A 25,758-nucleotide genomic window follows, 5' to 3' on the forward strand; every position below is an offset into this window, starting at 1 on the left:
ATGCGCGCCTGAAATCCGGTTTCAGCAAGAGTTTCAAACGGCTCCGCCTGTGGTGTTTCAAGCGGATGGTCGTAAATTGCCGGATCAGGTAAAAAAGGCGAATAAGACGTGTTGCCGTGCAGCTCTTTTAACAGCGCCCGCTCATCAATTTCAGGCTTAATCGCCTCATGCTGATCAGTATTCGCCCCCCGGCTCAGCCCCTCAACTCCCCCTGCACGCCCCCCACCATATAACGCACTCTTTTATAAAAACTTGACCGGCACACTTGCACACGATGCTGCCTATGCTACATGAGCTTTATAAAAAACCGAAGTCCTATTCTGATATGCGCTTTGACCAGCGCTGAAATCTGGATCTGAGTTTTACAAGAAATATAATTACCATGCAGCAAATCGCCCGTCATTGTGCTATTTGTTGATAAAAAATTACAGCGGAGCTGTCATGTCCAAGCCTGTTATTACCCGCTTTGCACCATCCCCTACCGGTTATCTGCATATCGGCGGTGCACGCACTGCACTCTTCAACTGGCTCTATGCCAAAAACCGTGGCGGCAAAATGCTGCTGCGTATTGAAGATACCGACCGTGAACGTTCAACCGATGCCGCCACAGCCGCCATTCTGGACGGTCTGACATGGCTCGGCCTGACATGGGAAGGCGAAGCCATTTCCCAGTTTGAACGTGCCCCGCGTCACCGTGAAGTCGCAGAAGAGCTGGTTGCCAACGGCAAGGCTTATTATTGCTATGCCACACCGGAAGAACTGGATGCGATGCGCGAACTGGCGCGTTCAGAAGGTCGTCCGCCACGTTATGACGGCCGCTGGAGAGATCGCTCTGCCGATGAAGCGCCTGAAGGCGTAAAACCGGTTATCCGTATTAAAGCACCGCAAACCGGCGAAACCCTCGTTGACGATGCGGTTCAGGGCGAAGTGCGCTTCCCGAACAAAGATCTGGATGATTTCATTATTCTTCGTTCTGACGGCACACCAACCTATATGCACGCTGTTGTTGTTGATGACCATGATATGGGCGTCACCCACATTATTCGTGGTGATGACCACCTCACCAATGCAGCGCGCCAGACAGTCATTTATAATGCAATGGGCTGGGACGTTCCGTCCATGTCGCATATTCCGCTCATTCATGGTGCGGATGGTGCGAAGCTTTCCAAGCGTCACGGTGCTTTGGGTGTCGATGCTTACCGCGCCATGGGCTATCTGCCGGATGCGCTTTGCAATTATCTTGCCCGTCTTGGCTGGAGCCATGGCGACGATGAAATCATGTCGATTGCGCAGATGATCGAATGGTTTGACATTGTCGACATCAATAAAGGTGCAGCGCGCTTTGACTTCCAGAAACTGGAAGCCATCAACGGACAATATATTCGTGCACGCGGCAGCGAAGAGCTGACCAACACGCTGATCGATACACTTGGCTATTTTGAAGGTGGCGAAGCAATGCTTGCCGCTCTCGATGACACAAAACGTGCGCAGCTTTTGGCTGCCATGCCAGGTCTGAAAGATCGCGCCAAGACATTGGTTGAGCTGATGGATGGCGCACAATTCCTGTTCGCACAGCGTCCGCTCCCACTGGATGAAAAAGCTGCAACCATTCTCAATGATGAAGGCCGCGCTCTTCTTAAAAGTGTTTTGCCGGCACTGGAAGCAACAACTGAATGGACTGCGGCGGCACTTGATTCTACTGCACGCGCATTTGCAGAAGAAAAAAACCTCAAACTTGGCAAGGTTGCACAACCTTTACGTGCAGCATTAGTGGGTAAATCCACATCACCAGGCGTTTTTGATGTGCTTGAAGTGCTTGGTCGTGAAGAAGCTTTGGGCCGAATTCGCGATCAAATCGTTTAAGTTTAAAAAAACTGCCGCCAAACACGAAAACTTGCTGAAGTTGAAGCTTTTTAGCATTGCAACATTGGTACTTTGGGATAGTTTGGCGGCCAGTTATTCACGAAGCAGACTAAGTGATAATTGGACAAACATGCACTAAATCTGCTTGAATACTTGCCGTACCCAAGCGGCGCAAAAGCAATAGTGGACATGAAAGGAATACCGATGTCTGACAAGACAGCTAGTTTTACCCTCGATGGAAAAACCTTTGAGCTGCCGGTGCGAGCGGGCACCGTTGGTCCAAATGTTGTCGATATCGGTCCGTTGTACAAGAATGCGAATTCCTTCACATACGATCCGGGTTTTACTTCTACCGCATCATGTGAATCCAAAATCACCTATATTGATGGTGATGAAGGCGTTCTTCTCTATCGGGGCTATCCGATTGATCAATTAGCCGAAAACGGCGACTTCTTAGAAACCTGCTACCTTCTTCTTTACGGCGAACTGCCGACACAGGCACAAAAAGCCGATTTTGACTACCGTGTTACCCGTCATACTATGCTCCATGAGCAGATGACCCGCTTCTTCACCGGCTTCCGCCGTGATGCCCACCCAATGGCCGTAATGGTCGGTTGCGTCGGCGCAATGTCCGCCTTCTACCACGACTCAACAGACATTACTGACCCGCATCAGCGCATGGTTGCTTCCATCCGCCTGATCGCAAAAATGCCGACACTGGCAGCAATGGCTTATAAATACCACATCGGCCAGCCATTCGTTTATCCGAAAAACGATCTCGATTTTGCTTCAAACTTCCTGCACATGTGCTTTGCTGTTCCTTGTGAAGATTACAAGGTTAACCCTGTGCTTGCCCGTGCAATGGATCGTATTTTCATCCTGCATGCCGACCACGAACAGAACGCATCGACCTCGACAGTGCGTCTGGCCGGTTCTTCAGGTGCCAACCCGTTTGCATGTATCGCAGCTGGTGTAGCCTGCCTCTGGGGCCCTGCCCATGGCGGCGCCAACGAAGCAGCATTGAACATGCTTGCTGAAATTGGCACTGTTGATCGTATCCCTGAATATATTGCGAAAGCAAAAGACAAGAACGATCCGTTCCGTCTGATGGGCTTTGGTCACCGCGTTTACAAAAACTACGATCCACGCGCTAAAATCATGCAGAAAACCACGCATGAAGTACTGGCTGAGCTGGGCATCAAAGATGATCCGTTGCTCGACGTAGCGATGGAACTGGAACGCATTGCTCTGACCGACGAATATTTCATCGAGAAGAAGCTCTACCCGAATATCGACTTCTATTCCGGTATTACGCTGAAGGCTCTTGGCTTCCCGACCGAAATGTTCACCGTGCTGTTCGCCCTTGCCCGTACTGTTGGCTGGGTTGCACAGTGGAAGGAAATGATCGAAGATCCACAGCAGAAAATCGGTCGTCCCCGCCAGCTTTACACTGGTGCAACAGAACGCGATTACGTGCCTGTCGCAAAACGCAAATAAGTTTAAAAACAAAAGCCCCCGACCAGTTCGGGGGCTTTTTTTATACAACCAACAAAAGTGACAGCCAGCAGCGCCAAGCAGGCAGACTGCACTCTTTATCTGTCACTCCATGTCGTGCTACGGATAAAAACAGATTTTCCTGTAGCTTGCCAAGGCGGTTCATTTTTGATCATGAGTGCCAATATTTCCTCCCCCCGCCTCAACCGTATTGATATTGCCCGTGGCCTCGCCCTCATTGCGATGGCGATTTATCATACCGGCTGGGATCTGGAATTTTTTGGCTATATGGATGCCGGCACCACAGCACATGGCGGCTGGAAACTCTTTGCCCGTCTGATTGCCAGCAGTTTTTTAATTCTCGTCGGCTTCAGCCTTTATCTGGCGCATGGCAAAGCAATCCGCTGGCACTCATTTGGCAAACGCCTTGCAATGATTGCCATTGCGGCTGCCGCCATTACCAGCCTGACATATTACACATCACCCGATTCATTTATCTTTTTTGGCATTTTGCATCAAATTGCATTGGCCAGTGTACTGGCCTTGCTGTTTTTGCGCCTGCCAGCAGTGCTTATTCTGGTCGTTGCTTTACTGATATTTATCGCACCTGATTATGCCAGAGCAGATTTCTTTAACGCGCCCCTGCTTGGCTTTATCGGCCTTGGCACCATCACACCATTATCCAATGATTACGTGCCGCTCTTTCCCTGGTTCAGCGCCGTTCTCACCGGTATTGCGCTCGCCAAACTGTGCCAGACCTTTAATCTGAGTGCGTGGCTTCAAAGTTCTGCCAAAGAGGCACAAATTGCCAAGCCGCTTACCTTTATCGGAAAGCATAGTCTGGCCTTTTATCTGATCCACCAGCCTGTGCTGATGGCCATCATTTACGGCATCACGTTTATTGTGTCGCCGGCAGGGCCGGAACGCGCTTTTGTGCAAGCCTGCCAGACCAATTGCGCATTGGAAGGTGATCAGCAATTGTGCGCGCAGTTCTGCGCTTGTGTCACCGATGATCTTCAAAACAAAAAAATCGCCAGGAAGATTTATAATGGCGCGATCACGGAAGAACTGAACCAGTCATTGCAGGAGAGCGCACAACTCTGCTCGGTCAACATGCTACCCAAGGCAGAATAAACTCAGGTTGAAACACCAAGCTCCGCAATACGCTCAATACAGATTTCCTCAATCCGCTCCAGCTCGCTCAATGTCTCTTCAATGTCGCGGCGCTTTTGGGTCAGTTCATCACGTTTTTCATTCACATGTCTGACCAGTAATTTCAGCTGTTCGATATCGGATGGCGGCTCGCTATACATACGCAAAATGTCGCGAATTTCGGCAATTGAAAATCCCAGTCTTTTGCCACGCAAAATCTGCCGCAGCAAATGCCGGTCGGCTGAGCGAAACAAACGGGTGCGACCACGGCGCTCGGGTTGCAGCAAGCCCTCATCTTCATAAAAGCGCAAAGTTCGCGTCGAAATACCAAATTCGCGCGTTAATTCGGTAATGGTATAATATTCGCGATGCAAACCTTGACCTTTCAGATAAAAATCTCATAGCTGGCGAAACTTATTGCTCACAATCAGCAGAGCTTCCTTTTACGTAACAGTCAATTAAAAACAACAAATCGCACGGCTAAAAACAAAAGATCAACCGTTTTTAACAAGGCTAACTGTTAACAACACTTTTAATATCTAACTATAGACTTTGAATGTAAAAGCTTCAGTATTTCACCTCATCCCTCACCGCCATTGAAAGAGCCCCTATGCAAAGACCTGTCAAAATCATTATCGGCGGTTTGGTTGTCATTGCAGTCTTAGGTGCAGCTCCCTTTATGATGCGCCCTTATGTGGAAAAGCTCGGCACACAGTCGCTTGAACTCTTAGCGCGCGACGGTGGATTTTGTGAAACCGAGACCTGTGAGGAAGGCGTTGATTACGCCCTCTCCTTTCTGGAAACCAATTACGGTCTTTCTCAAGACGAGATCAAGTGGTGCATGGGCGTTGATGAAATTGCCCATCGCGAATGGCCATTTGCCAATGGCCTAAAAGAACTTGCCACTGATTTTATGTATCGCCGCTGTGGCGCTCCTATTCTTGATCTGCCTGAAGGCGATGAAAGCACCAATAGTGCGCCATTGGCACCGCAATAAAACTGCCATCCATCTCGGCTTTTTTTAAATTTTACATTGCTTTCTGAATGTCAGCCGCTACTGAGGCAAAATATCGCATGAATAAAGCTTAAGCTATTTTGAGCGCCTCACCAAGGCCATCACGCCAGATTCCCCCATTAATATGGGCATTTAACTCATCTTTAGATTTATTCTAACTCGTTGTTTTTTAGAACAATTCAAAATCATAGCATTTGACAATTTTTACATTAATTCTGCATATATGAGCTAAATTTAGTTCAACCTTTAATATTCGGGCCTTTACCCTGAGCTATTGGAGGAACCAATGATTGGTTCAAATTCTGAGAATAATATAAATAACGCGCTGAATAATATAAGCAGCGTTGTATTTGCAAATCGAAATGTAAAATTCGCATACATAGCAGTCTATAATCACATCAGCTTGAATGATCAGCAGACCTTTATTGAAGGAACGCTGTAAAATGCTGGTATGCCATTGCAACTTCATTACCCAACAACAAATTGAAGAAACAATCATCGAACTTCTCGATGAAGATTGCTGGCGCTTGATTGTGCCTTCAACTATTTACCACGCGATGTCGCGCCGCGGACGTTGCAGCGGGTGCTTCCCAAATGTCGTAGAAACGATCATAAAGGTTACTGAAGAATATCATCTTCGTCATAATCAGAATGATGAAAATGTCATATTGTTCATTGATCAAGTCAGATCCTTGCGTGAAAAATTTGGGAGAATAAAGCATGAAGGGCGAACCACAGGTCATCGAGCGGCTTAACGAGGCACTGTTTCTGGAACTCGGCGCAGTCAACCAATATTGGTTGCATTACCGCTTACTTGACGATTGGGGCTATGCGCGTCTTGCAAAAAAAGAACGCGAAGAATCCATCGAAGAAATGCAACATGCGGATCGTATTATTGAACGCATCATTTTCCTTGAAGGCCATCCAAACCTTCAATCGGTAGCACCTCTGCGCATCGGCCAAAATGTCAAGGAAGTGCTGGAATGCGATTTGCAGGGCGAAATTGATGCCCGCACATCTTACAAAAAATCACGTGAAATCTGCGACCAACTTGGCGACTACGTCACCAAGCAGCTTTTTGACGAGCTCTTGAAAGACGAAGAAGGGCATATTGACTTCCTCGAAACCCAGTTGGAACTGCTCGGTAAAATTGGTGAAGAACGCTATGGCCTGCTCAATGCAGTACCGGCAGACGAAGCCTGATCAAAACCTGTTGAAGGCCGGCATGAACCGGCCTTTTTAATATTTTAATTGATAATGTAAAGCCGCGCTGATTGTCAGTGCGGCTTATTTTATTTCTTATCAGCTGGCTGTCGTGCGTTTGCCAGTTTAAGCACCACAGAGGCCGCCAATTCACCCGATGGCTGATCTGTCGCCATCAGCTCGGCAACCTCTTCAAAGCCCTTAATCTGAGCCTCACGAGCGGGTCCTTCAATCAGTAAGCGCTGCAATTGCCGTGCCAGAGCACCCGGCCGCATATAATAGTCAAAATATTCCGGCAAAATCGGTTCATCAGTAATGATGTTTGGCAGTGCGGCGCTCCAAATGGTAATACGCGGCAATAAAAACTGCCGTGCAAACCAATCGGTTTTATAAGCCAGAACGGTCGGCACTTGTGCCAAAGCCAGTTCCAGTGACACTGTCCCCGATGCGGCAAGTGCGGCATCACTTTCCGAAAAAGCCAGATATTTTGCTTCGTCGCCGACGACAATTTTAGGCTTAACCGGCCAGGTTTTTGACAGCTCGCGCACCATCTCTTCCAAATGCGGCAAGGTCGGCAAAACTGCCTCGATGCTTTCAAAGCGCAGCGCAAGTTCTTTTAAAGCCTCGCCAAAAACCGGCATCAGACCCTGAATTTCAGAACGCCGTGAACCTGGTAAAATTAAAACCTGACGCGGTGCTGTCGGATCCTTAAAAACAACACGTTTTTTCTGTTTGGCACGTGCACTCAAAATCGTCTGCAACCCTGCCAAACGATGGCCGACATAAGTGGCTTCCGGCCCATGCAGTTTTTTGAGCACATCCACTTCAAACGGCAGAATCGTCAGCACGTGATCAATATAATCGCGCATTTCCTTGGCGCGGCGTGGTCGCCATGCCCATACGGTTGGCGCGATATATTTGACAATCGGAATGGACGGATCGGCAAGACGTACTTTTTTTGCAACGCGATGGGTAAAATCCGGACTATCGATAATCACCAGACAATCCGGCTTTTCAGCCACTATTGCTTTCGCGGTCTGGTGAATGCGCATGATCAGTTTCGGCAGATTTTTTAAAACCGCACCCAACCCCATCAGCGATATTTCATGCGGATTAAACAGCGTTTTCAGGCCGCGCTCTTGCAAATGCGCGCCGCCAACGCCAACAATCTCCACCAGACGATCTGTTTGCAGACGAAGGGCATCAATCAGATCCGCACCAAGCAAATCACCCGATTCCTCACCGGCAACGATAGCAATTTTGAGCGGTGCGAGTTGCGATTGCGGACGGGTAATCACCGGCTTGCTCATCAGCGTCAGACCTCACTCAACTGGTGTTCGAACAAATGTCTCAATAAACAGGCCGCGTTTATTGGCCTCGGTTATCGTCTCGTGATAGCCAAGCACAAAACTACGCCCCGCTTCAACTGCAATTCCTGCCAAGCCGGCTTTATCAGCATTAATCACTGTCATGATGCCAATAGCGGGCAAATCGGCACGCTCTTCCTGCGAAGGCTTGGCGCATTTTACCAGCACGCCACCACGCGGCGGAATACGCCCTGCCGCCCGAAGCTCGGCCACACGGACCAGCATCAAATCAGTGCCTTCTGCGCCTTCCAGCGCCACCACACGACCACCAACCGCCACGCCGCCCTGCCCGACATCAAGATCACCCAGCAAGCGCGCAGCCTCGGCACCGAGCCCGATATTATGTTGCTCGCGCTTGTCAGGGCGCGCGACAGTCAAACTTTGAGCAGGTGCAGGAGATAATAAATCCGGTACGATTTCATGTGCGCCAATGACCTTAATATCATAACCTTCAAGCAAGCGGATGAAAGCACGCAGCAATGCGTCATCGCCTTTGCCCAATGCCCCGATCACTTTCGGCAGCGCTCGTAAAGTCGGCATATCAAACCGCAAATCAGTCAAATGCGGACGATTAAGCACACCACCCGCTAAAATAACTTGAGCGATATTATGCGCTTTCATGGTTTTGATGAATTTAGCAAATTCAACGATTGAAACTTCCTGATGTTCAAACTGATACAATTCAGGTGCTGCTTCGCCACGCAAGGCAAAGATAAACGGCGCATTGCCGCTGGCAGCCAGAGATTTTGCAACTTCAATCGGTAACAATCCGTTTCCCGCAATAATCGCTGTACGACGGGAAACGGAATGATCTGCAAGGTGCGAACGATTATTGCTCGCCACCGTTATCCTCACGGGTATCTTTTGCTGACTTGATCAAAGGCGTGCAAAAAGCACGTTTTGAATCTGTTGTGACAAAATCAATCAGATCAGCAACCGCCTTGGATTCTGCATAAGCAAGTTTTACGTCTTTGGCGCGATCCTGCACAGGTTTTGTGCGATCAAACAACATACGTGAAGCATGACGCACAGCATGAATTTCTTTTCTGTCCATGCCGGAACGCTTCATACCAATAATGTTCAACCCACCCAAATGCGCATGAACACCAATGACCATGCCAAACGGAATAACATCACCGGCAACCGCAGCCAGGCCACCCACAAATGCGTGATGACCGATACGGGTAAACTGATGCACCGCAGAACCACCGCCCAAAATGGCACGATGGCCAATTTCGCAGTGTCCGCCAACCATCACGTTATTGGCAAATGTCACATAGTCCTCAACCACGCAGTCATGCGCGACATGCGCATAGGCTAAGAACGTGCAATGATCACCAACAATCGTGCGGCCCCGGCTGGTATCAGAGCCGCTATGCATGGTCACACCTTCGCGGATCGTGCAATTGGTGCCGATTTCCAAAGTCGTAGGGCCACCTGTATGCTTACCGTTTTGCGGCTCACAACCAAGCACAGCATGTGGGAAAACTTGTGCATTAGCGCCAAGTCTTGTGGCACCGGTCACCACAACGTGGCTCATCAATTGAGAACCATCACCGATAACCGCACCTGACTGGATGTGGCAGAAAGGCCCGACAGAAACGCCAGCGCCAAGCTGTGCTCCATCCTCAACGAGTGCGGTTGGGTGAATCATGGTCTCAGCCATATGAATTACTCTTTCCCTTCTGGGACATGGGTCATTGCAGAAACTTCTGCTTCTGCAACTTTGACTCCGTCAACTTCTGCAACACACTGATATCTGGAGATGTTGCCACGTTGTTTCAACTTGTTGACGTGCAATAAAAGTTGATCGCCCGGAACTACAGGCTTGCGGAACTTGGCATTGTCGATGGTCATGAAATAAACCAGACCAGGACGCCCCTGACCATTAGCAAGAACAACGATTGCTCCTGCGGTCTGTGCCATTGCTTCAATGATCAAAACGCCCGGCATTACCGGCTTTTCTGGGAAGTGCCCCATAAAATGCGGTTCATTAATGGTCACATTTTTAACACCGGTAGCCGACTGGTCACCGTTGATATTAATAATGCGATCAATCATCAAAAACGGATAACGATGCGGCAGAGCATTCAAAACTTGGTGAATATCTGCCGCTTCAAGCTTAACCTCGTTGATCTCAGTCATCAGAGGATTGCTCCTTCTTAGGTTGTCCAAAGCTGCGCAGGGTTGCCACTTCGCGGAACCACTGCTTGATAGGTCGGGCAGGAAAACCGCCCCATTTCTCTCCATCCGGAATATCGCGCATCACACCACTTGCGGCAGCGATCTGCACATTTGATCCGATAGTCAGATGGTCTGCCAGGCCAACACGGCCGCCCAGCATGGTCATATCACCGATTGTCACGCTGCCGGAAATCCCGCTATGCGCTGCAACAATACAGTAACGTCCTATTTTTACGTTATGGGCGATCTGCACCAAATTATCGATTTTTGTGCCCTCACCAATAATCGTATCGCTCAAAGCGCCACGATCAATCGTTGTATTGGCACCCACTTCCACATGATCCTGAATAATCACTCGGCCAAGTTGCGGCACTTTTTCAAGACCGGCGGGACCTGGCAGATAACCGAAACCATCCTGCCCCACGCGCACACCCGGATGCAACATCACATGATTGCCGATAAAGGAATGCTGCACAGAAACATGCGGGGCTATATAACTGTTGCGACCAATCTGACAATTCGCACCGATCACCGCATTTGCACAAATGCGTGTTCCGGAACCAATAGTCACACCTTTACCAATAGCAGCGCCTGCCTCAACAGTGGCACCGTCTTCAATAATCGCTGTGGGATGAATATTGGCATAAGCAGAAATCCCCGCCTCACCCATCCATGGCTCAGGAAATGCAGATGCCGGAAAAAGCTTGCGGCCAAGTTGTGCAAAAGCACGGTGCGGATGTCTGGTAACAAGCGCCGCCACACCAGCAGGCACATCAGCCACCATATCCTCAGTGCAAAACACGCCGGCAGCATTCAAATCTTTCAACTGAGGAGCATTTTTTCGCCCTTCAGCAAATACGACCGCATCCGCTGTCGCACTATCGATCGATGTCAGGCGTACAAAAAAACGCGATGCCAACTGCGTATTATGCAGTTTGGCACCGGTTAATTCAACAGCGTCGGCAATAGTTACCGGACGATCAAGCGGGAAGAAAACAGGATCTGCCATCAAAACACTTTCTCTCCCGGTTCCATATGGTTCCGGGAGAAGGCAAATCGATCAGAACTTGCTCGAAATACCAAAATTGAAGTTCTGTACTTTATCCGTAGATGCTTTTGACGTCGGTACAGCGTAGTCGAAGCGCAACGGACCAAATGGTGAAGCCCACATAATACTCAGACCAACGGAAGAGCGAAGTTTCTTGTCGTCGCCCTGTACGTTATCCTCTTTTGTACCATAGAGCATAGCTGCATCAGCGAACAAGGCACCACGGATACCAAAGCTTTCAGGAACAACCGGCATCGGGAACTGCAATTCAGCTGTGGCCTTGAAGAAGGTTGTACCACCCATCCAGTAGCGCTCACCATTGCCACCATTCGCATCCTGATAAGGTCCCATGGAGTTATACTTGAAGCCACGGATCATGTCCTGATCATTCTTGAACAGGTCAAACATACGAACGCCGTCTTTATTGAATGCGTGTATATAACCGCCGCCCAGATTGATCATACCAACCAGATCAGCTTCATCAGCAAGGGTCTGATAATATTTCACATCAGCAGTTGTTTTCAGGAATTTGGCATCGCCCCCAAGACCTGCAAACTCCTGCGTGAAGCGCGCAAAAACACCATCATGCGGATTTTGCTTATTATCAATGCTATCATAAATCAGCGAATAACTGATCGATGAACGAATCCATGGACTCTTATCCGCAGCATCTACTAATGCAGGCGCCCAATGCTTTTCTAAATCAGTTTTCTTATTAGGATCTTCTCCGGCATTCAACTTGCTCAAGTTAAGATCATACTTTTCCTGAACCAGATTATAGGAAATACCGGCGGAGAAATTGTCAGTCACAGGCAGGCCAAAACGGATCGAGCCACCTGTCTGTGTTACGTCATAATCCTTATTAACGTTGTGGCTACGACGGAAAACATCGAAACCGGCAGAGATACGGTTACCGAGGAAGTAAGGCTCGGTGAACGAGAAGCTGTAGTTACGCATATCGTTCTGACCAGCGCCCGCACCAAAGCGGATATACTGACCACGACCAAGGAAGTTACGCTCGGTTACGGAACCTTCAACAGAAGCACCCGGAGTACCGCCACCGGTGGAATAACCGGCACCGATAGAGAACTCACCGGTCGACTTCTCAACCACATCAACAATCAAAACAACCTGATCACCTTCAGAACCCGGTGCGGTTGAAATATTGACAGTCTGGAAGAAATCCAGAGCTTCAAGACGGCGCTTCGCACGCTGAATCATCGCCTGATTGAAAGCATCGCCTTCATTCAGATCAAATTCACGACGGATAACATAATCACGGGTTTTATCGTTACCACGGATCTCGATACGCTCTACATAAGCGCGAGGCCCCTGCTCAACATTATAAACAACCGAAATTGTATGATTTTCAAAATTACGATCACCGCGCGGCTCGACCTTAGCAAAGGCATAACCACTGCTTGCAACGCGATCTGTAATCGATTCAACAGTTTTTTCGATGTCTTTAGCGCTATAGTTACGCCCTGAACGCGATGCGATCAGACCGTTGAGCGCCTCAGGGTCAACACCATCAACGGTGCTTTCAACCTGCACATCACCAAATGTATAACGCTGACCTTCATCAATGTTAATTGTAATGGTGTATTGATTGGTTGCTTCATCCAGCACAGCTTCCGATGACAAAACACGGAAATCCGCATATCCACGGTTGAAGTAGAAGCGACGCAACGCTTCTTCATCAGCCTGCAAGCGACCTTCATCATAAATATCGCTACGGGTCAGCCATGACATCGGATTCGACTTCTTAGTCGAGATAATGTCACGCAAGCGGCGCTCACCATAAGCATTATTACCAACAAAGTTGATCGCGGTAATTTTGGTACGGGTACCTTCACCAATTTCGTAAACGACATTGACGCGACCGCTACCCAAATCAACTGTCTTGGCGCTGACAGTCACATCATTACGACCCACATGACCGTAAGCAGCTTTAATTGCTTCTTTGTCCGCTTCCATAGTGGAAGGATCAAAGGCACTGCGCGGCTTCAACTGAACGGCACGTTCCAGCTGCGCATCTTTGACCTTTTTGTTACCCTGGAAGAGAACATTGTTAACGACCGCATATTCGCTGACGTGAACAACCAGAGCGCCACCGGACTGAGTGATTCTCACATCGGAGAATAACCCCATGGCGAACAGGCGCTTCACAGCCTCGTCCACATCTGCACTGGTGTAAGCTTTGCCCGGACGGATATTGACATTGTCACGGATGGTCTGCGCGTCTACGCGCTGATTGCCGCGAACATCAATACGGCTGGCAACAGCTGCCTGAGCACTTGCAACCGATGCCAGTGTCACAACCGCAGAGCCAGAGGCTGCCAGAGCCACGGACATGGCGATCGCAGATGCGGCGCCAAACAATTTAGAACTTGCCGTCATGGGCTTTCAAAACCTTCGTTTATTTCTATCCCCGGGCGCGTTTCCCAGAAAATGCACATACTTAACGTCATACCTTGTTTTTACATACAAGCAAGTACGACGGTTAAAATCTGTTTACTTCGTCGGCCACAGTGGCAGACATGCCACGCGAATCCATGATTATGGTAAACAAATTATATTACTTATCCAGTCCAACGCCTCTTAATTCACGCCTTATCGACGCCAAAATTCAATTTTACTGTTAGCAGGCAAAAACATCGTTGAAAAGTACAAAAGCCATAAAGCCCATAACCAATAAAAACCCGGCTTTATAAAAAAGCTCCTGCACTTTTTCAGGCACCGGCTTTCCCAAAACCGCTTCTGCCGCATAAAATACCAAATGCCCGCCATCCAATGGTGGCAAAGGGAATAAATTGAGCAAACCAATGCCGATTGAGAGCATTGCAGTTAACTGAACAAGCCATTCAAAACCTAAACTTGCAGCCTGACCTGCCATATTGGCAATTTTCACAGGCCCGCCAAGCTGGCATTTATCTTCCCGTCCGGCAAAGAACCGCGAGAAAAACTCACCGGTACGGCTGATAATATGGCCGGTTTCTTTGACAGCCTGACCAACTGATTCTAGCGGCCCGTATTCTATACGGCGAAACTGAGCAACTTCATTGGTGGTTTTTACACCAATGACACCAATTTTGATCTGGTTACCCAGCGGGTCTGTCTGCTCCGATGCAACCGGTGTTGCTTCCAGTTCAACTTCACGACCGCCACGCTCAACGACAAATTTGAGAGCATCGCCTGTGCGCCCTGATACGATGCGCTGCACATCGGCAAAGGTCGTGACTTTTGAGCCTTCAACACTGATAAAGCGATCACCAGCCTTAAAGCCCGCCGCCTCCGCAGGACTGCCAATGGTTACTTCCGCAACCAAAGGATCAGCGATGGTGCGGCCATACATGTTGAAAAACACACTCAAAATAGCGATTGTCAGCAGAATATTAAATGCAGGCCCCGCAAAAACCGTTGCCGCACGCTTCCAGACCGGCTGGGTATGAAAAGCGGTTTTGCGATATTCTTCACTCATTTGAGCATGATCAACGCCAACAGGCGAACTCGTCACACTCTCGTCACCGGCAAATTTGACATAGCCGCCAAGCGGGATCGCCGAGAGTTTCCAGCGTGTGCCGGACTTAGCTGTATAGCCAATCAGCTCTGGGCCAAAGCCGATCGAGAAAGCCTGCACCCCAATACCGCACCAACGCCCGACCAGATAATGCCCCATCTCGTGCACAAAAACGACCACACTGAGAACAAAGACAAACGGAATGAGCGTTCCCAACAGCAAACTATTGCTTCCAAAAAGCTGCGACAGAATATCGGACAAAACAAAACTCCTGACGGGGGACAGGTTTAAAGATTAAAGAATATAGCGGACGGTACATCCGGCTCTGCCAGTACGGCGCCGATAATATAAAGCAATGCACCGGCAGCAATAAGGCCGTCAACACGATCCATCACGCCACCATGTCCGGGCAACAGCCAGCCGGAATCTTTGGCGCCAAACTGACGCTTGACCCAAGATTCGCCCAGATCACCAATCTGCGAGACAATCGACAACATAACAGCCAGCAACGGCACAATGAAACTGCCAGGCTCCGCCACAAGAGAGGCCACAAAAATGGCACCTGCAACGGCCGCAGCGACACCACCGATAGCACCTGACCAGGTTTTATTCGGTGAAAATTTTGGCGCAAGCTTTGGCCCGCCCAATGAACGGCCAGTGAAATAGGCTGCGATATCCGTTGACCAGACGATCGCAAACAAAAAGATAATGGCGGTAAAACCAAACGGCTCGTCACCGCGCAAAAGCGTAAGAGATATTGTCGGGAAGCCCGCATAAATAAGACCAATAGCTGGCCACGCTTTGCCAGATTTCCAGCCCAGTACCAGCAACACAACAAAGCCGATGATTAAGAAACCAATCGTCCAAAGCGCGTTTTTGTCCCAGATCAACAAAGCAAAAGTACCCGCCAGCCACAACCATCCAAGAATTTTGGTCAATGCGCTCTGGCGGGACGCACTTAAAGTCGTCCACTCATAAAAAATCGCCAATCCCATGGCGATCATCAGTAAACTAAAGCCAAGTCCGCCAGCATATGTCAGCCACAGAGTTAAAGTGCCAAGCACAATCGCCGTCAGGATGCGGGTTTGAAGATTTGACATATTCACCTCTCGGCCTCATTTTTATTATCTGCCAAGTGCCCAAAGGCAGGCTACTTGTTATAAATCTCAGGATGCAACGCCGTCGGACGCAGTTGCAACAGCCAGCAATTCAGGGCTCTCTTTACAGCACTGCTTGGAATTAACCCCACCAAAACGACGATCACGACTGCGATAAGCCTCAATCGCCTCCTCAAAAACGGCCGGGGTAAAATCAGGCCACATACACGGCACAAATAAAAATTCCGCATAGGCTGCTTGCCAAAGCAGGAAGTTTGAAAGCCGCATCTCCCCGCTTGTGCGAATGATGAGATCGGGATCCGGCATGCCGGATGTATCAAGATTGGCGGATATCAGATCAGCCGAAATCGATTGCGGATCGAGGCGGCCCGCCGCCACATCAATCGCAAGACGGCGCATCGCTCGGGTGAGTTCGTCACGCGCGCCATAATTAAAGGCAATCACCAGATTAAGGCCGGTATTAGCGCGCGTCAGAGTTTCCGCTTCCACCAAAAGACCGCGCACATCCGCAGACAGGTTGTCACGCTCGCCAATCACGCTGATATGCACATTTTTACGATGCAAATCCGCCAGATCCCGGCGGATAAACATTTTCAACAACGCAAGAAGCTCACGCACTTCACCATCAGGCCGCGACCAGTTTTCAGACGAAAACGCAAAAAATGTCAGCCATTCAAGACCGGTTACACCTGCATGATGCACAATGGCACGCAGACTTTCAACGCCAGCCCGATGCCCCGCACTGCGAGGCAGCCCGCGCGCAGTTGCCCAACGACCGTTTCCATCCATAATGATGGCGATATGGCGCGGATCCGACATGCGTGCAGCTACCTCTTCAATCTACGCAGAGCCAAAAAATCATGCAAAACCTGTAAAGGTTTAAACCTGCATGATTTCCACTTCTTTAGCCGCGAACAATTTATCGATCTCGGCAATGGTTTCGTCGGTAAATTTCTGAACCTTGTCAGACATAACACGGCTGTCATCCTGACTCATCAGGCTGTCTTTTTCCAGTTTCTTAAGCTGATCCATACCATCACGACGAACGTGACGCGCAGCAACGCGTGCCTGTTCAGCATATTGGTTGGCAATTTTCACCAATTCTTTACGGCGCTGTTCGTTCAGTTCCGGCAGAGGAATACGCAGGTTTGTACCGTCGGTGATCGGGTTCAGACCAAGGCCGGATTCGCGGATCGCGCGCTCAACAGCACCAACCATCGTTTTATCCCAAACAGAAACCGCAAGCATGCGTGGTTCCGGCACAGTGATATTAGCAACCTGATTGATCGGCATGCTTGAACCGTAAGCCTGTACAACGATAGGCTCCAGCAAGCTTGCAGATGCACGACCGGTACGCAAACCACCTAAGTCATGTTTAAACGAAGAGATCGCACCGTCCATACGGCGCTTCAGGTCGTTGATGTCAAAAACATCGCTCATAGATTTTCTCCTTAGGGTGCGAAGATTTAAAGTTCAGGCAGCGCAGACGTCAAGAATCCGTCACGATGGTGCTGCGTCCTTTACCTTGCAGAATATCAGCCAAACCGCCATTTTCATGGATCGAATAAACTATTATCGGAATGTTGTTCTCACGTGCAAGTGCAACCGCAGCGGTATCCATCACAGCCAAGCCGCGATCAAGCACTTCCTTATGAGTCAAACGGTCAAAACGGGTAGCATTCGGGTCTTTCTTCGGATCAGCCGAATAAATGCCATCCACCTGCGTGCCCTTCAACAGAGCATCCGCACCGACTTCAGCTGCGCGCAAGGCTGCAGCAGAATCAGTCGTAAAGAACGGATTACCTGTGCCACCGGCAAAAATCACCACTTTGCCCGCATTCATATAAGCGGTGGCTTTGCGCTGGGTGAAACTTTCGCAAATTTCCGGCATGGCAATAGCCGATAAAACTACGGCTTCCACACCTGCTTTATTGAGTGACGTGCGCAATGCCAGTGAATTAATGACCGTCGCCAGCATCCCCATATGGTCACCGGTAATACGATCACCACCTTTTGAAGCCACAGCAACACCGCGGAAAATATTACCGCCGCCGATGACTATACCAACTTCGACACCCAGTTCGCGGGCTTGCTTGACGTCGCTTGCAATACGATCCGCAACCGACACATCAATACCAAAGCCCTGCGCTCCCATTAAAGCTTCACCGGATGCTTTTAAAATGATGCGTTTATATAAAGGCTTTCCGGTCATGATACCCTCTTGTGTTACGGTCATATGAATTTCAGATGTTCGATACACGAAGGGCACCGCGTTGTCACGCGATGCCCTCCATAATCAAAAGCTTTTCGAGCATAAGCCAGTATATTTTTTCTAAACCCACACTTAAGCGCGGGATAAAGATAAAACAACTGATATCAGCCCGATAAAGCTATTCAGATCTAAGAATTAGCTCTTAACAGCGGCAGCAACTTCAGCTGCAAAATCTGTTTCTTCTTTTTCAATGCCTTCGCCAAGTGCAAAACGTACAAATGCAGTAATTTTTGCAGGAGCGCCGATTGTCTTTTCAGCTTCTTTAAGAGCTGCAGCAACAGTCAGGTCAGGATTGATAACGAAAGACTGGGACAGAAGAACAACTTCTTCGTAGAACTTGCGCATACGGCCATCAATCATCTTTTCGATGATTGCGTCCGGCTTGCCCGATTCGCGAGCCTGTTCGATGAAGATTGCTTTTTCGCGCTCAACAGCAGTGGCATCAACTTCTTCGTTGGTCAGCGCCAGCGGGTTGATCGCAGCAACGTGCATAGCAACCTGACGGCCGAATGCGTTTGCAGCTTCTTTGTCACCGTCGGTTTCGATAGCTACCAGAACGCCCATTTTGCCGAGACCATCGGAAACGCCGTTATGGATGTAGGTTGCAACAGTACCGTTGTTAACGCTCAGAGCAGCCGAGCGACGGAAGCTCATGTTTTCACCGATGGTGCCAACAGCGTCCTTAATAACTTCGGTTACGTTCTTTTCTGCGCCAGGATAGGTGGCAGCAGCAACAGCTTCGGTCGAACCGTCAGTTGCCAAAGCAACCTGAGCAACATTGCGAACGATTTCCTGGAAGGCATCGTTACGTGCAACGAAGTCTGTTTCGGAGTTAACTTCAACTACAACTGCTTTGTTGCCATCTGCAGCAACCGCAATAAGACCTTCAGCAGCGGTACGGCCGGCTTTCTTGTCAGCCTTTGCAATACCTTTTGCACGCAGCCAGTCAACAGCGGCATCAATGTCGCCATTGGTTTCAGCCAATGCTGCTTTACAATCCATCATGCCTGCGCCGGTAAGATCGCGCAGCTGTTTTACCTGTGATGCGGAAACGCTCATAATTGTCGCCTTTCATGAAAGCGAAGGCACACCAAAGGGTGTGCCAACTTTAGACCCCCATATGACTAAATACCCGGGAGCATTAATCACAGAGGAACGAAACTAATTATCCACCCGCTTTGTAACGGGTGGATGAATTATAACAGCGCTTATGCGCCTTCTGCCGGAGCTTCAAGTGCTGGCTCAACCGGAGCTTCAACCTGAGCGCCGATATCAATGCCGAGTGCACCCTGCTGACGGGCAATACCGTCGATTGCAGCGCGGGCGATCAGATCGCAATAAAGCGAGATTGCGCGTGCAGCATCATCGTTACCTGGGATCGGGAAATCGATCTGGTCTGGATCACAGTTAGAATCGATAACTGCAACAACAGGGATACCAAGACGCTTGGCTTCCTGAATAGCAATTGATTCTTTGTTGGTGTCGATGATGAACATCAGGTCAGGAACAGAACCCATGTCCTTGATACCACCCAGTGCACGATCGAGTTTTTCACGTTCGCGTTCCAGGTTCAGGCGTTCCTTCTTGGAGTAGCCCTGTGCATCGCCAGCCAACAGTTCGTCCAGCTTACGCAGACGCTGAATGGAGTTGGAGATGGTTTTCCAGTTGGTCATCATGCCGCCGAGCCAGCGTGCATTGACATAATACTGAGCTGAACGGTTTGCAGCATCAGCAACAATGTCAGAAGCCTGACGCTTGGTGCCAACGAACAGAACGCGGCCGCCACGTGCAACAGTGTCAGATACAACCTTCAGCGCATTGTGCAGCAGAGGAACGGTCTGAGCCAAATCCATGATGTGGATGTTGTTGCGGGAACCATAGATGTACGGAGCCATCTTTGGGTTCCAGCGGTGTGTCTGGTGACCAAAGTGGATACCAGCTTCAAGAAGCTGGCGCATGCTGAATTCAGGCAATGCCATTTCAATTTTCCTTTTCCGGTTTAACCTCCACGGACAGAGGCGGGAGAACCGCCACCGGAGGTCATATCGGATTTCTCCCGATATTAACCACTAGCCCGTGTGTGGAATGATCCGGCACTTAACGGATGACAGACAGAAATGCAACCCCTGGCCGTATATTCATACCAATTATGATCTTAACTACACTGTTCATCCGCAGGCTGACCTTTATAAAGATCGAGCTTAACCAATTTGCCACGCATGGAAAAATCGCCGTAATCCATAAACAGATCGCGCGTCACACCATTTCGGTACAATTTGAAATTGATACGGTAGATCGGCATACCGTCCTGATTTTCCTTATCATCAAAATAAGCAATCGTGACCGGCCAGAATTTATCGTTACTCATCTCGCCCAAAGATTTGTATTCATCATCTTTGACGGCCTGCTCTTTACCAAGCATTACAGTGATAGCGACAACTCGGTTTGCATCCTCCGAACCATCAAAAATGGTCGTCTGATAAAATTTCTCGCCCTTTTCCGCCTTACCAATAATTTCGGTCAGATGCTTGGTCGGAAAGTTGGTTTTCGACAGCTCTATATCAGCTTTTTCCGGATGGCTGAGCTTGACTTGCAGATTTTTAGCTTGCAGCTCCGCTTTGCCGCGCACTTCTTTGATCAGATCCTTATCCACAAAGGTTTTGTTGACGAAACTGAACTCTTGACCGTCGGCCGCTTCAAAAGTTGTGGTCTGCTGATCAGTCAGCCGTTGCGGCTGCTCTTCCATATCAACCTGCGTCACAAAACGGAAATTGGTCGTATAGCCTTCGCAGGCTGAGCCATTAAACTCATAGACCATACGGCCTTTCAATCCGCTAATGCCCGTCTTATCATCCGCTTTATCAAGCTGGAGATCATAAACAGCACGATGCGGCGCCAACATCACTGAAGGTGCGGCTATCGCCGGCACAACTTCCAATGCAAAAACGGCAACCATCAAACCGCCGGAAATACCAGCCAGCGAGCCTGAAAATAAAGGCCGCCGCCCTAAGCAGAACGCTGCCTGCAACCCGGTTTGGCAAATGGCCTTTTTAATAAAATGCATGCTATATCTCCCTGCAGAAGCAGTATGATAAAAAAACTCGTGGCGGAATCGAGACAAAAGTCGCAACCTTGCGATAATTTCCACCGATTCTGTCTTGCCACTGTTATAATTGCACGACACAACACTAAAAGAATTAAGGATCTGAATATGACTGATACAATTGATAGCCGTCTTGCCGCTTTGGGTGTTACCATTCCAGCCTCCGCAGCACCGGCCGCAAATTACTTGCCTTATATGCAGGCAGGCCAGTTATTGTTCACCTCCGGCCAACTGCCGATGGATCAGGGCAAACTGATCCATACCGGCCTTCTGGGCGCTGAAATCGACATTGCCAAGGGTCAGGAAACCGCACGTCAGTGCGCCATTCAGGTTCTGGCACAGGCCAAAGCAGCGCTCGGCGATTTGAACCGCATTAAGCGTCTGGTGAAAATCACAATTTTTGTGGCTTCCGCACCAGGCTTCACTGAACAGCACGTTGTCGGCAACGGCGCATCGGATTTCCTCGTCAATGTTCTTGGCGACGCCGGTAAGCATGCCCGCTCCGCTGTTGGTGTAGCATCCCTGCCGTTTAATGCACCTGTGGAAGTAGAAGCGATTTTTGAGGTCGCCTGATGTCATTTGCCCGTTGGTTAACTGCAACCCCTATTGCACATCGTGGTTTGCACGACTTGAACCATGATTGCTGGGAAAACTCGCTTTCAGCTGCACAAGCAGCCGTTAAACAGGGTTTTGCCATTGAATGTGATGTTCACCTCACCAAAGACGGTGAAGTTGTCGTGTTTCACGATTCAACACTCAAGCGGGTCGCAGGGCGCGACGGGCATATTTATGACCTGACGCTGGCAGAGGCACAAGCGCTCACCATCGGCACCACACAAGACCATATTCCGTCTTTGCGGGAACTGCTTGATCTCGTTGACGGCAGTGTGCCCCTTATTATCGAAGTAAAGGGCACACCTGGTCATGATGACGGCCTGGTTAAAAAGACCGCCAAAGAACTTGAAAACTATCAGGGACATGCTGCGATCATGTCCTTTGACCATCACATCATCCGCCAGTTTGCATCCGATGCACCGGGCATTCCGGCAGGGCTGACGGCTGAGGGCATGAACCGTGAAGCGATGGAAGCTCATTTTTCCATGCTCGCTCATGGCATCGATTTTGTGTCCTATCATGTGCATGAATTGCCTAATCCGTTCATCAGCTTCGTACGTGAAAAACTGCATTTGCCGGTGATTACATGGACAGTGAAAGATCAGGCAACAAAAGCCCATAGTGACCTGAATGCCGACCAGATTACCTTTGAAGGGTTCGACCCGCGCGCGCAGCTTGCCTGATAATTCCTGACAAACCAGACAAGCACCAGCGCTGGCTCGATCCGTTTCGAGCCGAAAAGTCTTTGAGGAGGATTGCCGCAAGGTGTTGGACGTTGAAGATCAAAGCCCGGAATTTCAGCTCCGCGTCGTCAGACAATTTGATGAATTCACGGCCGAAGAATGGTCTTCCCTTGCTGGCACCTCCAAAGGACACGGAAATTATAATCCGTTTCTGTCCTATCACTTTTTAAACGCCCTCGAGAAATCTGAGAGCGCAACCGCTGCCACCGGCTGGCGGCCGTATCATTTACGTCTTGAAACAGCCGACGGAATTTTACTTGGCGCAGTCCCTGCTTATTTGAAAAGCCACAGTCAGGGCGAATATGTTTTCGATCATGGCTGGGCTGATGCCTATGAGCGTGCAGGCGGCCGCTATTATCCAAAATTACAAATTTGCGTGCCCTTTACACCCGCCACCGGTTCTCGGCTTTTGCATAACCGCGACTATGAACCTGTCGCGATCAGACAAGCATTGGCTCTCGGCCTTCAGCAGCTGACCGACCAGCTCGGCATCTCATCAGCCCATGTCACCTTTGTGGATCAAACACAGATAAAACCGTTGGAAACCGCAGGCTTTCTTCATAGAAACGACTTACAATTTCACTTTATAAACAATGGCTTTTCGCAATTTGATGATTTTTTAAGCGAGCTTTCTTCGCGCAAGCGGAAACTCATTAAAAAAGAACGCAAGGAAGCTTTAAGCAACGGTATAACGATTGAATGGCTGCAAGGTGAACAGATCACCGGGGACGTGCTCGATCAGTTCTTTGCTTTCTATATGGATACCGGCAGCCGCAAATGGGGACGCCCTTACCTAACCCGTGAGTTTTACACGATGATCGGCGAAACCATGGCCGATGATATTTTGCTGGTGATGGCAAAACGCGATGGCCGCTATATTGCCGGTGCGATTAATTTCATTGGTTCCGATACGCTCTTTGGCCGCCATTGGGGCTGTATTGAAGACCATCCGTTTTTGCATTTTGAAGTCTGCTATCATCAGGCCATTGATTTTGCGATCAAACATAAGCTCGACAAGGTTGAAGCAGGCGCGCAAGGTGATCATAAAATTGCGCGCGGTTATCAGCCTGTCCTCACCCATTCCGCCCATTATATTACCCATCAGGGTTTGCGTAATGCTGTGGCAGATTACCTTGATACCGAGCGTCAGGACGTGATGCGCATGGCTGTGTCGCTGCAAGACCATCTGCCTTTTCGTAAAACACCTGAACTCGACACATAAAACGGAGAAGGCCCGATGACAGCCGTCTATGACGATAATAATATTTTTTCCAAAATCCTGCGCGGTGAAATTCCGGCTCATCGTGTTTATGAAAATGATGATGTTCTGGCATTTATGGATGTGATGCCACAAAGCAACGGCCACACATTAGTGATCCCGAAAACCCCTTCACGCAATCTGCTGGATGCTGCACCTGAGACACTGAGCGCACTGATGAAAGCCGTACAACATGTAGCAAAGGCTGCGAAGACAGCCTTTGAAGCAGACGGCATTACCATCATGCAGTTTAATGAACCTGCCGCCGGCCAGACTGTTTATCACCTGCACTTCCATATTATCCCGCGCTATGAAGGTATCGATCTGAAGCCACATAGCGGTAAGATGGAAGATAATGGAATACTATCCGCCAATGCCGAAAAGCTACGCGCACAGCTTTAAACGGACAATAAAAAACGCCGCTTCAAAAGCGGCGTTTTCTTTAAGAGAATAATCTTAAGATTAAACTCAATTAAGCGCGCCTATTAAGCGCCCCCATCAAGCGCCCCCATCAAGCGCCCCAAGTGCGTTCCAGCACACGGATCCAGTTGTCATGCGCAATCTTGTTGATTGATTCCTGATCATAACCATGCGCACGCAGAGCATCGATCAGCTTTGGCAGACCGGTTGCATCGCCGATTTCTGTTGAAATCGCGGTGCCGTCAAAGTCGGAACCAAGTGCCACATGATCAATACCCATACGCTCAACCATATAATCAATGTGACGGATCATTTCTGACAATGGCAGGTTCAGGTCTCGCACGCCTTCGCTGTGCAGGAAGGAAACGCCGAAGTTAAGACCGGCCAGACCACCAGTGTCGCGGATCGCATCCATCTGCTTGTCGGTCAGATTGCGGCTATGCGGGCAAACGCCATGCGCATTGGAGTGCGAGGCCACCAGCGGCGCATCGGAAAGCTTGGCAATATCCCAGAAGCCCTTCTCATTCATATGAGAAAGATCGATCATCACTTTCAGCTCGTTACAAGCTTTGATCAGACGCTTACCCGCATCGGTGAGGCCCGGACCGATGTCCGGCGAACTATTGAAGCGGAAAGGCACACCATATGCAAAAATGTTCGGGCGGCTCCAAACCGGACCAAGGCTGCGTAGGCCAGCCTGATGCATCACATAAAGCTCATCCAGACCATCGCTGATCGCTTCAACGCCTTCAATATGGAAAACAGCAGCAAAAGCACCATCTGCCATCGACTGGCGAATGTCGGAAGCCGTACGGCAAACGCGGAAACCGCCATTTGCAGCCATTTCGATTCGGGTCAGCAAAGCCGCCATTGCCAATGTTGTGTTCAGCGCATCGCTATGGGCAGGCGTCTCGAAGTTACCTTCTGCATTCAGCTCTTTTGACGGGCTTGGAACATAAATAGCGCACAAACCACCTGCCAGACCACCGGTCTTTGAACGTGGCAGGTCGATGTGACCAACCGGTTCACCATTAATAAAACGCGCCTCAGGATTCGGCTCAGCAGATGTCCACAAACGCAGTAAAACATCGTTATGGCCATCAAAAACTGGGGTAATCGGAGCTGTTGTCATAACCAGATATGCCTTTATCAGTCTTGGAATTTAAAGCTTGAAGCTTATCACTATGTAAGGCTTACGCTCTTAGACATAAATTGCCAATGCGTTTTATGCATATGTTAGAAATCGCTTGCATAAGTTGGCCATTTATTTTAGCGAGCCCTAATCCATTTCCTCATTATGCATTCTGTGCATGACCGTTGCAAATTCTGCATTGGAACCCGCAAACCCACTCATGATACTGGATGCTTGGAAAAATGCGCCTG

Annotated in this window: 26 protein-coding genes; 10 read left to right on the forward strand and 16 right to left on the reverse strand. The window is 49.3% G+C overall.

Annotated features, from left to right (window positions below; translation table 11 throughout):
* The first annotated feature begins 441 nt into the window (after positions 1–441).
* The 3 genes from gltX to FHS77_RS00665 all read left to right on the forward strand — a co-directional run bounded on the left by gltX (position 442) and on the right by FHS77_RS00665 (position 4,491).
* Entirely contained in the window at positions 442–1,863 is a 1,422-nt protein-coding gene (gene gltX, locus FHS77_RS00655) for a glutamate--tRNA ligase (protein ID WP_184218531.1), read from the forward strand.
* A 204-nt stretch (positions 1,864–2,067) separates the two neighbouring features.
* Positions 2,068–3,360 (forward strand): citrate synthase, encoded by a 1,293-nt coding sequence (gene gltA, locus FHS77_RS00660; RefSeq protein ID WP_184218533.1) that lies wholly within the window; start codon positions 2,068–2,070, stop codon positions 3,358–3,360.
* A 171-nt stretch (positions 3,361–3,531) separates the two neighbouring features.
* Positions 3,532–4,491, forward strand: a complete 960-nt coding sequence (locus tag FHS77_RS00665) for a heparan-alpha-glucosaminide N-acetyltransferase (RefSeq protein ID WP_184218535.1) — start codon at positions 3,532–3,534, stop codon at positions 4,489–4,491.
* A gap of 2 nt (positions 4,492–4,493) precedes the next feature.
* Here FHS77_RS00665 and FHS77_RS00670 read toward each other — a convergent pair whose 3' ends face one another.
* Positions 4,494–4,883 (reverse strand): MerR family transcriptional regulator, encoded by a 390-nt coding sequence (locus FHS77_RS00670; protein ID WP_184218537.1) that lies wholly within the window; start codon positions 4,881–4,883, stop codon positions 4,494–4,496.
* Positions 4,884–5,119: 236 nt separating this feature from the next.
* Between FHS77_RS00670 and FHS77_RS00675 the strand changes: the two genes are divergently transcribed.
* From FHS77_RS00675 to bfr, 3 genes are all read left to right on the forward strand, one after another.
* Positions 5,120–5,506 (forward strand): hypothetical protein, encoded by a 387-nt coding sequence (locus tag FHS77_RS00675; protein WP_184218539.1) that lies wholly within the window; start codon positions 5,120–5,122, stop codon positions 5,504–5,506.
* A gap of 461 nt (positions 5,507–5,967) precedes the next feature.
* Positions 5,968–6,279: a (2Fe-2S)-binding protein gene (locus FHS77_RS00680; protein ID WP_184219608.1), complete on the forward strand. Its 312-nt coding sequence runs from the start codon at positions 5,968–5,970 to the stop codon at positions 6,277–6,279.
* Entirely contained in the window at positions 6,245–6,727 is a 483-nt protein-coding gene (gene bfr, locus FHS77_RS00685; RefSeq protein WP_184218541.1) for a bacterioferritin, read from the forward strand. The genes FHS77_RS00680 and bfr overlap by 35 nt, the downstream gene beginning before the upstream one ends.
* Positions 6,728–6,816: 89 nt before the next feature.
* Here bfr and lpxB read toward each other — a convergent pair whose 3' ends face one another.
* The 14 genes from lpxB to FHS77_RS00755 form a co-directional block, all read right to left on the reverse strand.
* A complete protein-coding gene (lpxB, locus tag FHS77_RS00690) occupies positions 6,817–8,037 on the reverse strand; it encodes a lipid-A-disaccharide synthase (RefSeq protein ID WP_184218543.1) in 1,221 nt (406 codons plus the stop codon).
* A gap of 12 nt (positions 8,038–8,049) precedes the next feature.
* Positions 8,050–8,937 (reverse strand): LpxI family protein, encoded by an 888-nt coding sequence (locus FHS77_RS00695; protein WP_343060918.1) that lies wholly within the window; start codon positions 8,935–8,937, stop codon positions 8,050–8,052.
* A complete protein-coding gene (lpxA, locus tag FHS77_RS00700) occupies positions 8,924–9,760 on the reverse strand; it encodes an acyl-ACP--UDP-N-acetylglucosamine O-acyltransferase (protein ID WP_184218545.1) in 837 nt (278 codons plus the stop codon). The genes FHS77_RS00695 and lpxA overlap by 14 nt, the downstream gene beginning before the upstream one ends.
* Positions 9,761–9,765: 5 nt before the next feature.
* Positions 9,766–10,239, reverse strand: a complete 474-nt coding sequence (gene fabZ, locus FHS77_RS00705) for a 3-hydroxyacyl-ACP dehydratase FabZ (protein WP_184218547.1) — start codon at positions 10,237–10,239, stop codon at positions 9,766–9,768.
* Entirely contained in the window at positions 10,232–11,287 is a 1,056-nt protein-coding gene (gene lpxD / locus FHS77_RS00710) for a UDP-3-O-(3-hydroxymyristoyl)glucosamine N-acyltransferase (protein ID WP_184218549.1), read from the reverse strand. The genes fabZ and lpxD overlap by 8 nt, the downstream gene beginning before the upstream one ends.
* A gap of 51 nt (positions 11,288–11,338) precedes the next feature.
* Positions 11,339–13,726 carry an outer membrane protein assembly factor BamA gene (gene bamA / locus FHS77_RS00715; RefSeq protein WP_184218551.1) on the reverse strand — a complete coding sequence of 796 codons (2,388 nt, stop codon included), beginning with the start codon at positions 13,724–13,726 and terminating at the stop codon, positions 11,339–11,341.
* A 241-nt stretch (positions 13,727–13,967) separates the two neighbouring features.
* Positions 13,968–15,107, reverse strand: coding sequence for an RIP metalloprotease RseP (rseP, locus tag FHS77_RS00720; RefSeq protein WP_184218553.1), 1,140 nt, complete (start codon positions 15,105–15,107; stop codon positions 13,968–13,970).
* A gap of 26 nt (positions 15,108–15,133) precedes the next feature.
* Positions 15,134–15,946, reverse strand: a complete 813-nt coding sequence (locus FHS77_RS00725) for a phosphatidate cytidylyltransferase (protein WP_184218555.1) — start codon at positions 15,944–15,946, stop codon at positions 15,134–15,136.
* A gap of 66 nt (positions 15,947–16,012) precedes the next feature.
* Positions 16,013–16,783, reverse strand: a complete 771-nt coding sequence (locus tag FHS77_RS00730) for an isoprenyl transferase (protein ID WP_184218557.1) — start codon at positions 16,781–16,783, stop codon at positions 16,013–16,015.
* A 60-nt stretch (positions 16,784–16,843) separates the two neighbouring features.
* Positions 16,844–17,404 (reverse strand): ribosome recycling factor, encoded by a 561-nt coding sequence (gene frr, locus FHS77_RS00735; RefSeq protein WP_184218560.1) that lies wholly within the window; start codon positions 17,402–17,404, stop codon positions 16,844–16,846.
* Between the two features lie 49 nt (positions 17,405–17,453).
* On the reverse strand, positions 17,454–18,176 hold the full coding sequence (pyrH, locus tag FHS77_RS00740; protein ID WP_184219614.1) for a UMP kinase: 723 nt from the start codon (positions 18,174–18,176) through the stop codon (positions 17,454–17,456).
* A 195-nt stretch (positions 18,177–18,371) separates the two neighbouring features.
* The gene (tsf, locus tag FHS77_RS00745) at positions 18,372–19,295 is read right to left on the reverse strand and encodes a translation elongation factor Ts (protein WP_184218563.1); all 924 of its coding nucleotides are present in this window, start codon (positions 19,293–19,295) and stop codon (positions 18,372–18,374) included.
* Between the two features lie 149 nt (positions 19,296–19,444).
* Positions 19,445–20,215 (reverse strand): 30S ribosomal protein S2, encoded by a 771-nt coding sequence (rpsB, locus tag FHS77_RS00750; RefSeq protein ID WP_184218565.1) that lies wholly within the window; start codon positions 20,213–20,215, stop codon positions 19,445–19,447.
* Between the two features lie 176 nt (positions 20,216–20,391).
* Positions 20,392–21,192, reverse strand: a complete 801-nt coding sequence (locus FHS77_RS00755) for a cell envelope integrity EipB family protein (protein WP_246431198.1) — start codon at positions 21,190–21,192, stop codon at positions 20,392–20,394.
* 255 nt (positions 21,193–21,447) lie between these two features.
* Between FHS77_RS00755 and FHS77_RS00760 the strand changes: the two genes are divergently transcribed.
* From FHS77_RS00760 to FHS77_RS00775, 4 genes are all read left to right on the forward strand, one after another.
* Complete coding sequence (locus tag FHS77_RS00760) at positions 21,448–21,912, forward strand: RidA family protein (protein WP_184218571.1); 465 nt, start codon at positions 21,448–21,450, stop codon at positions 21,910–21,912.
* Positions 21,912–22,637, forward strand: a complete 726-nt coding sequence (locus tag FHS77_RS00765) for a glycerophosphodiester phosphodiesterase (protein WP_184218574.1) — start codon at positions 21,912–21,914, stop codon at positions 22,635–22,637. The genes FHS77_RS00760 and FHS77_RS00765 overlap by 1 nt, the downstream gene beginning before the upstream one ends.
* Before the next feature lie 82 nt (positions 22,638–22,719).
* Positions 22,720–23,919: a GNAT family N-acetyltransferase gene (locus FHS77_RS00770; protein WP_184218577.1), complete on the forward strand. Its 1,200-nt coding sequence runs from the start codon at positions 22,720–22,722 to the stop codon at positions 23,917–23,919.
* A gap of 15 nt (positions 23,920–23,934) precedes the next feature.
* On the forward strand, positions 23,935–24,357 hold the full coding sequence (locus tag FHS77_RS00775) for an HIT family protein (RefSeq protein WP_184218580.1): 423 nt from the start codon (positions 23,935–23,937) through the stop codon (positions 24,355–24,357).
* A gap of 109 nt (positions 24,358–24,466) precedes the next feature.
* Here FHS77_RS00775 and FHS77_RS00780 read toward each other — a convergent pair whose 3' ends face one another.
* Positions 24,467–25,507: a dipeptidase gene (locus FHS77_RS00780; RefSeq protein ID WP_184218583.1), complete on the reverse strand. Its 1,041-nt coding sequence runs from the start codon at positions 25,505–25,507 to the stop codon at positions 24,467–24,469.
* Positions 25,508–25,758 lie beyond the last annotated feature (251 nt).

It is taken from the genome of Paenochrobactrum gallinarii (assembly GCF_014205685.1).
GTDB lineage: Bacteria > Pseudomonadota > Alphaproteobacteria > Rhizobiales > Rhizobiaceae > Paenochrobactrum > Paenochrobactrum gallinarii.

Bases quoted from the DNA above. Each gene is read 5' to 3' on its own strand.
- gltX (WP_184218531.1), top strand. From the start codon at position 442: ATGTCCAAGCCTGTTATTACCCGCTTTGCACCATCCCCTACCGGTTAT.
- gltA (WP_184218533.1), top strand. From the start codon at position 2,068: ATGTCTGACAAGACAGCTAGTTTTACCCTCGATGGAAAAACCTTTGAG.
- FHS77_RS00665 (WP_184218535.1), top strand. From the start codon at position 3,532: ATGAGTGCCAATATTTCCTCCCCCCGCCTCAACCGTATTGATATTGCC.
- FHS77_RS00675 (WP_184218539.1), top strand. From the start codon at position 5,120: ATGCAAAGACCTGTCAAAATCATTATCGGCGGTTTGGTTGTCATTGCA.
- FHS77_RS00680 (WP_184219608.1), top strand. From the start codon at position 5,968: ATGCTGGTATGCCATTGCAACTTCATTACCCAACAACAAATTGAAGAA.
- bfr (WP_184218541.1), top strand. From the start codon at position 6,245: ATGAAGGGCGAACCACAGGTCATCGAGCGGCTTAACGAGGCACTGTTT.
- lpxB (WP_184218543.1), bottom strand. From the start codon at position 8,037: ATGAGCAAGCCGGTGATTACCCGTCCGCAATCGCAACTCGCACCGCTC.
- lpxA (WP_184218545.1), bottom strand. From the start codon at position 9,760: ATGGCTGAGACCATGATTCACCCAACCGCACTCGTTGAGGATGGAGCA.
- fabZ (WP_184218547.1), bottom strand. From the start codon at position 10,239: ATGACTGAGATCAACGAGGTTAAGCTTGAAGCGGCAGATATTCACCAA.
- lpxD (WP_184218549.1), bottom strand. From the start codon at position 11,287: ATGGCAGATCCTGTTTTCTTCCCGCTTGATCGTCCGGTAACTATTGCC.
- bamA (WP_184218551.1), bottom strand. From the start codon at position 13,726: ATGACGGCAAGTTCTAAATTGTTTGGCGCCGCATCTGCGATCGCCATG.
- FHS77_RS00725 (WP_184218555.1), bottom strand. From the start codon at position 15,946: ATGTCAAATCTTCAAACCCGCATCCTGACGGCGATTGTGCTTGGCACT.
- FHS77_RS00730 (WP_184218557.1), bottom strand. From the start codon at position 16,783: ATGTCGGATCCGCGCCATATCGCCATCATTATGGATGGAAACGGTCGT.
- frr (WP_184218560.1), bottom strand. From the start codon at position 17,404: ATGAGCGATGTTTTTGACATCAACGACCTGAAGCGCCGTATGGACGGT.
- pyrH (WP_184219614.1), bottom strand. From the start codon at position 18,176: ATGACCGGAAAGCCTTTATATAAACGCATCATTTTAAAAGCATCCGGT.
- tsf (WP_184218563.1), bottom strand. From the start codon at position 19,295: ATGAGCGTTTCCGCATCACAGGTAAAACAGCTGCGCGATCTTACCGGC.
- rpsB (WP_184218565.1), bottom strand. From the start codon at position 20,215: ATGGCATTGCCTGAATTCAGCATGCGCCAGCTTCTTGAAGCTGGTATC.
- FHS77_RS00755 (WP_246431198.1), bottom strand. From the start codon at position 21,192: ATGGTTGCCGTTTTTGCATTGGAAGTTGTGCCGGCGATAGCCGCACCT.
- FHS77_RS00760 (WP_184218571.1), top strand. From the start codon at position 21,448: ATGACTGATACAATTGATAGCCGTCTTGCCGCTTTGGGTGTTACCATT.
- FHS77_RS00765 (WP_184218574.1), top strand. From the start codon at position 21,912: ATGTCATTTGCCCGTTGGTTAACTGCAACCCCTATTGCACATCGTGGT.
- FHS77_RS00775 (WP_184218580.1), top strand. From the start codon at position 23,935: ATGACAGCCGTCTATGACGATAATAATATTTTTTCCAAAATCCTGCGC.
- FHS77_RS00780 (WP_184218583.1), bottom strand. From the start codon at position 25,507: ATGACAACAGCTCCGATTACCCCAGTTTTTGATGGCCATAACGATGTT.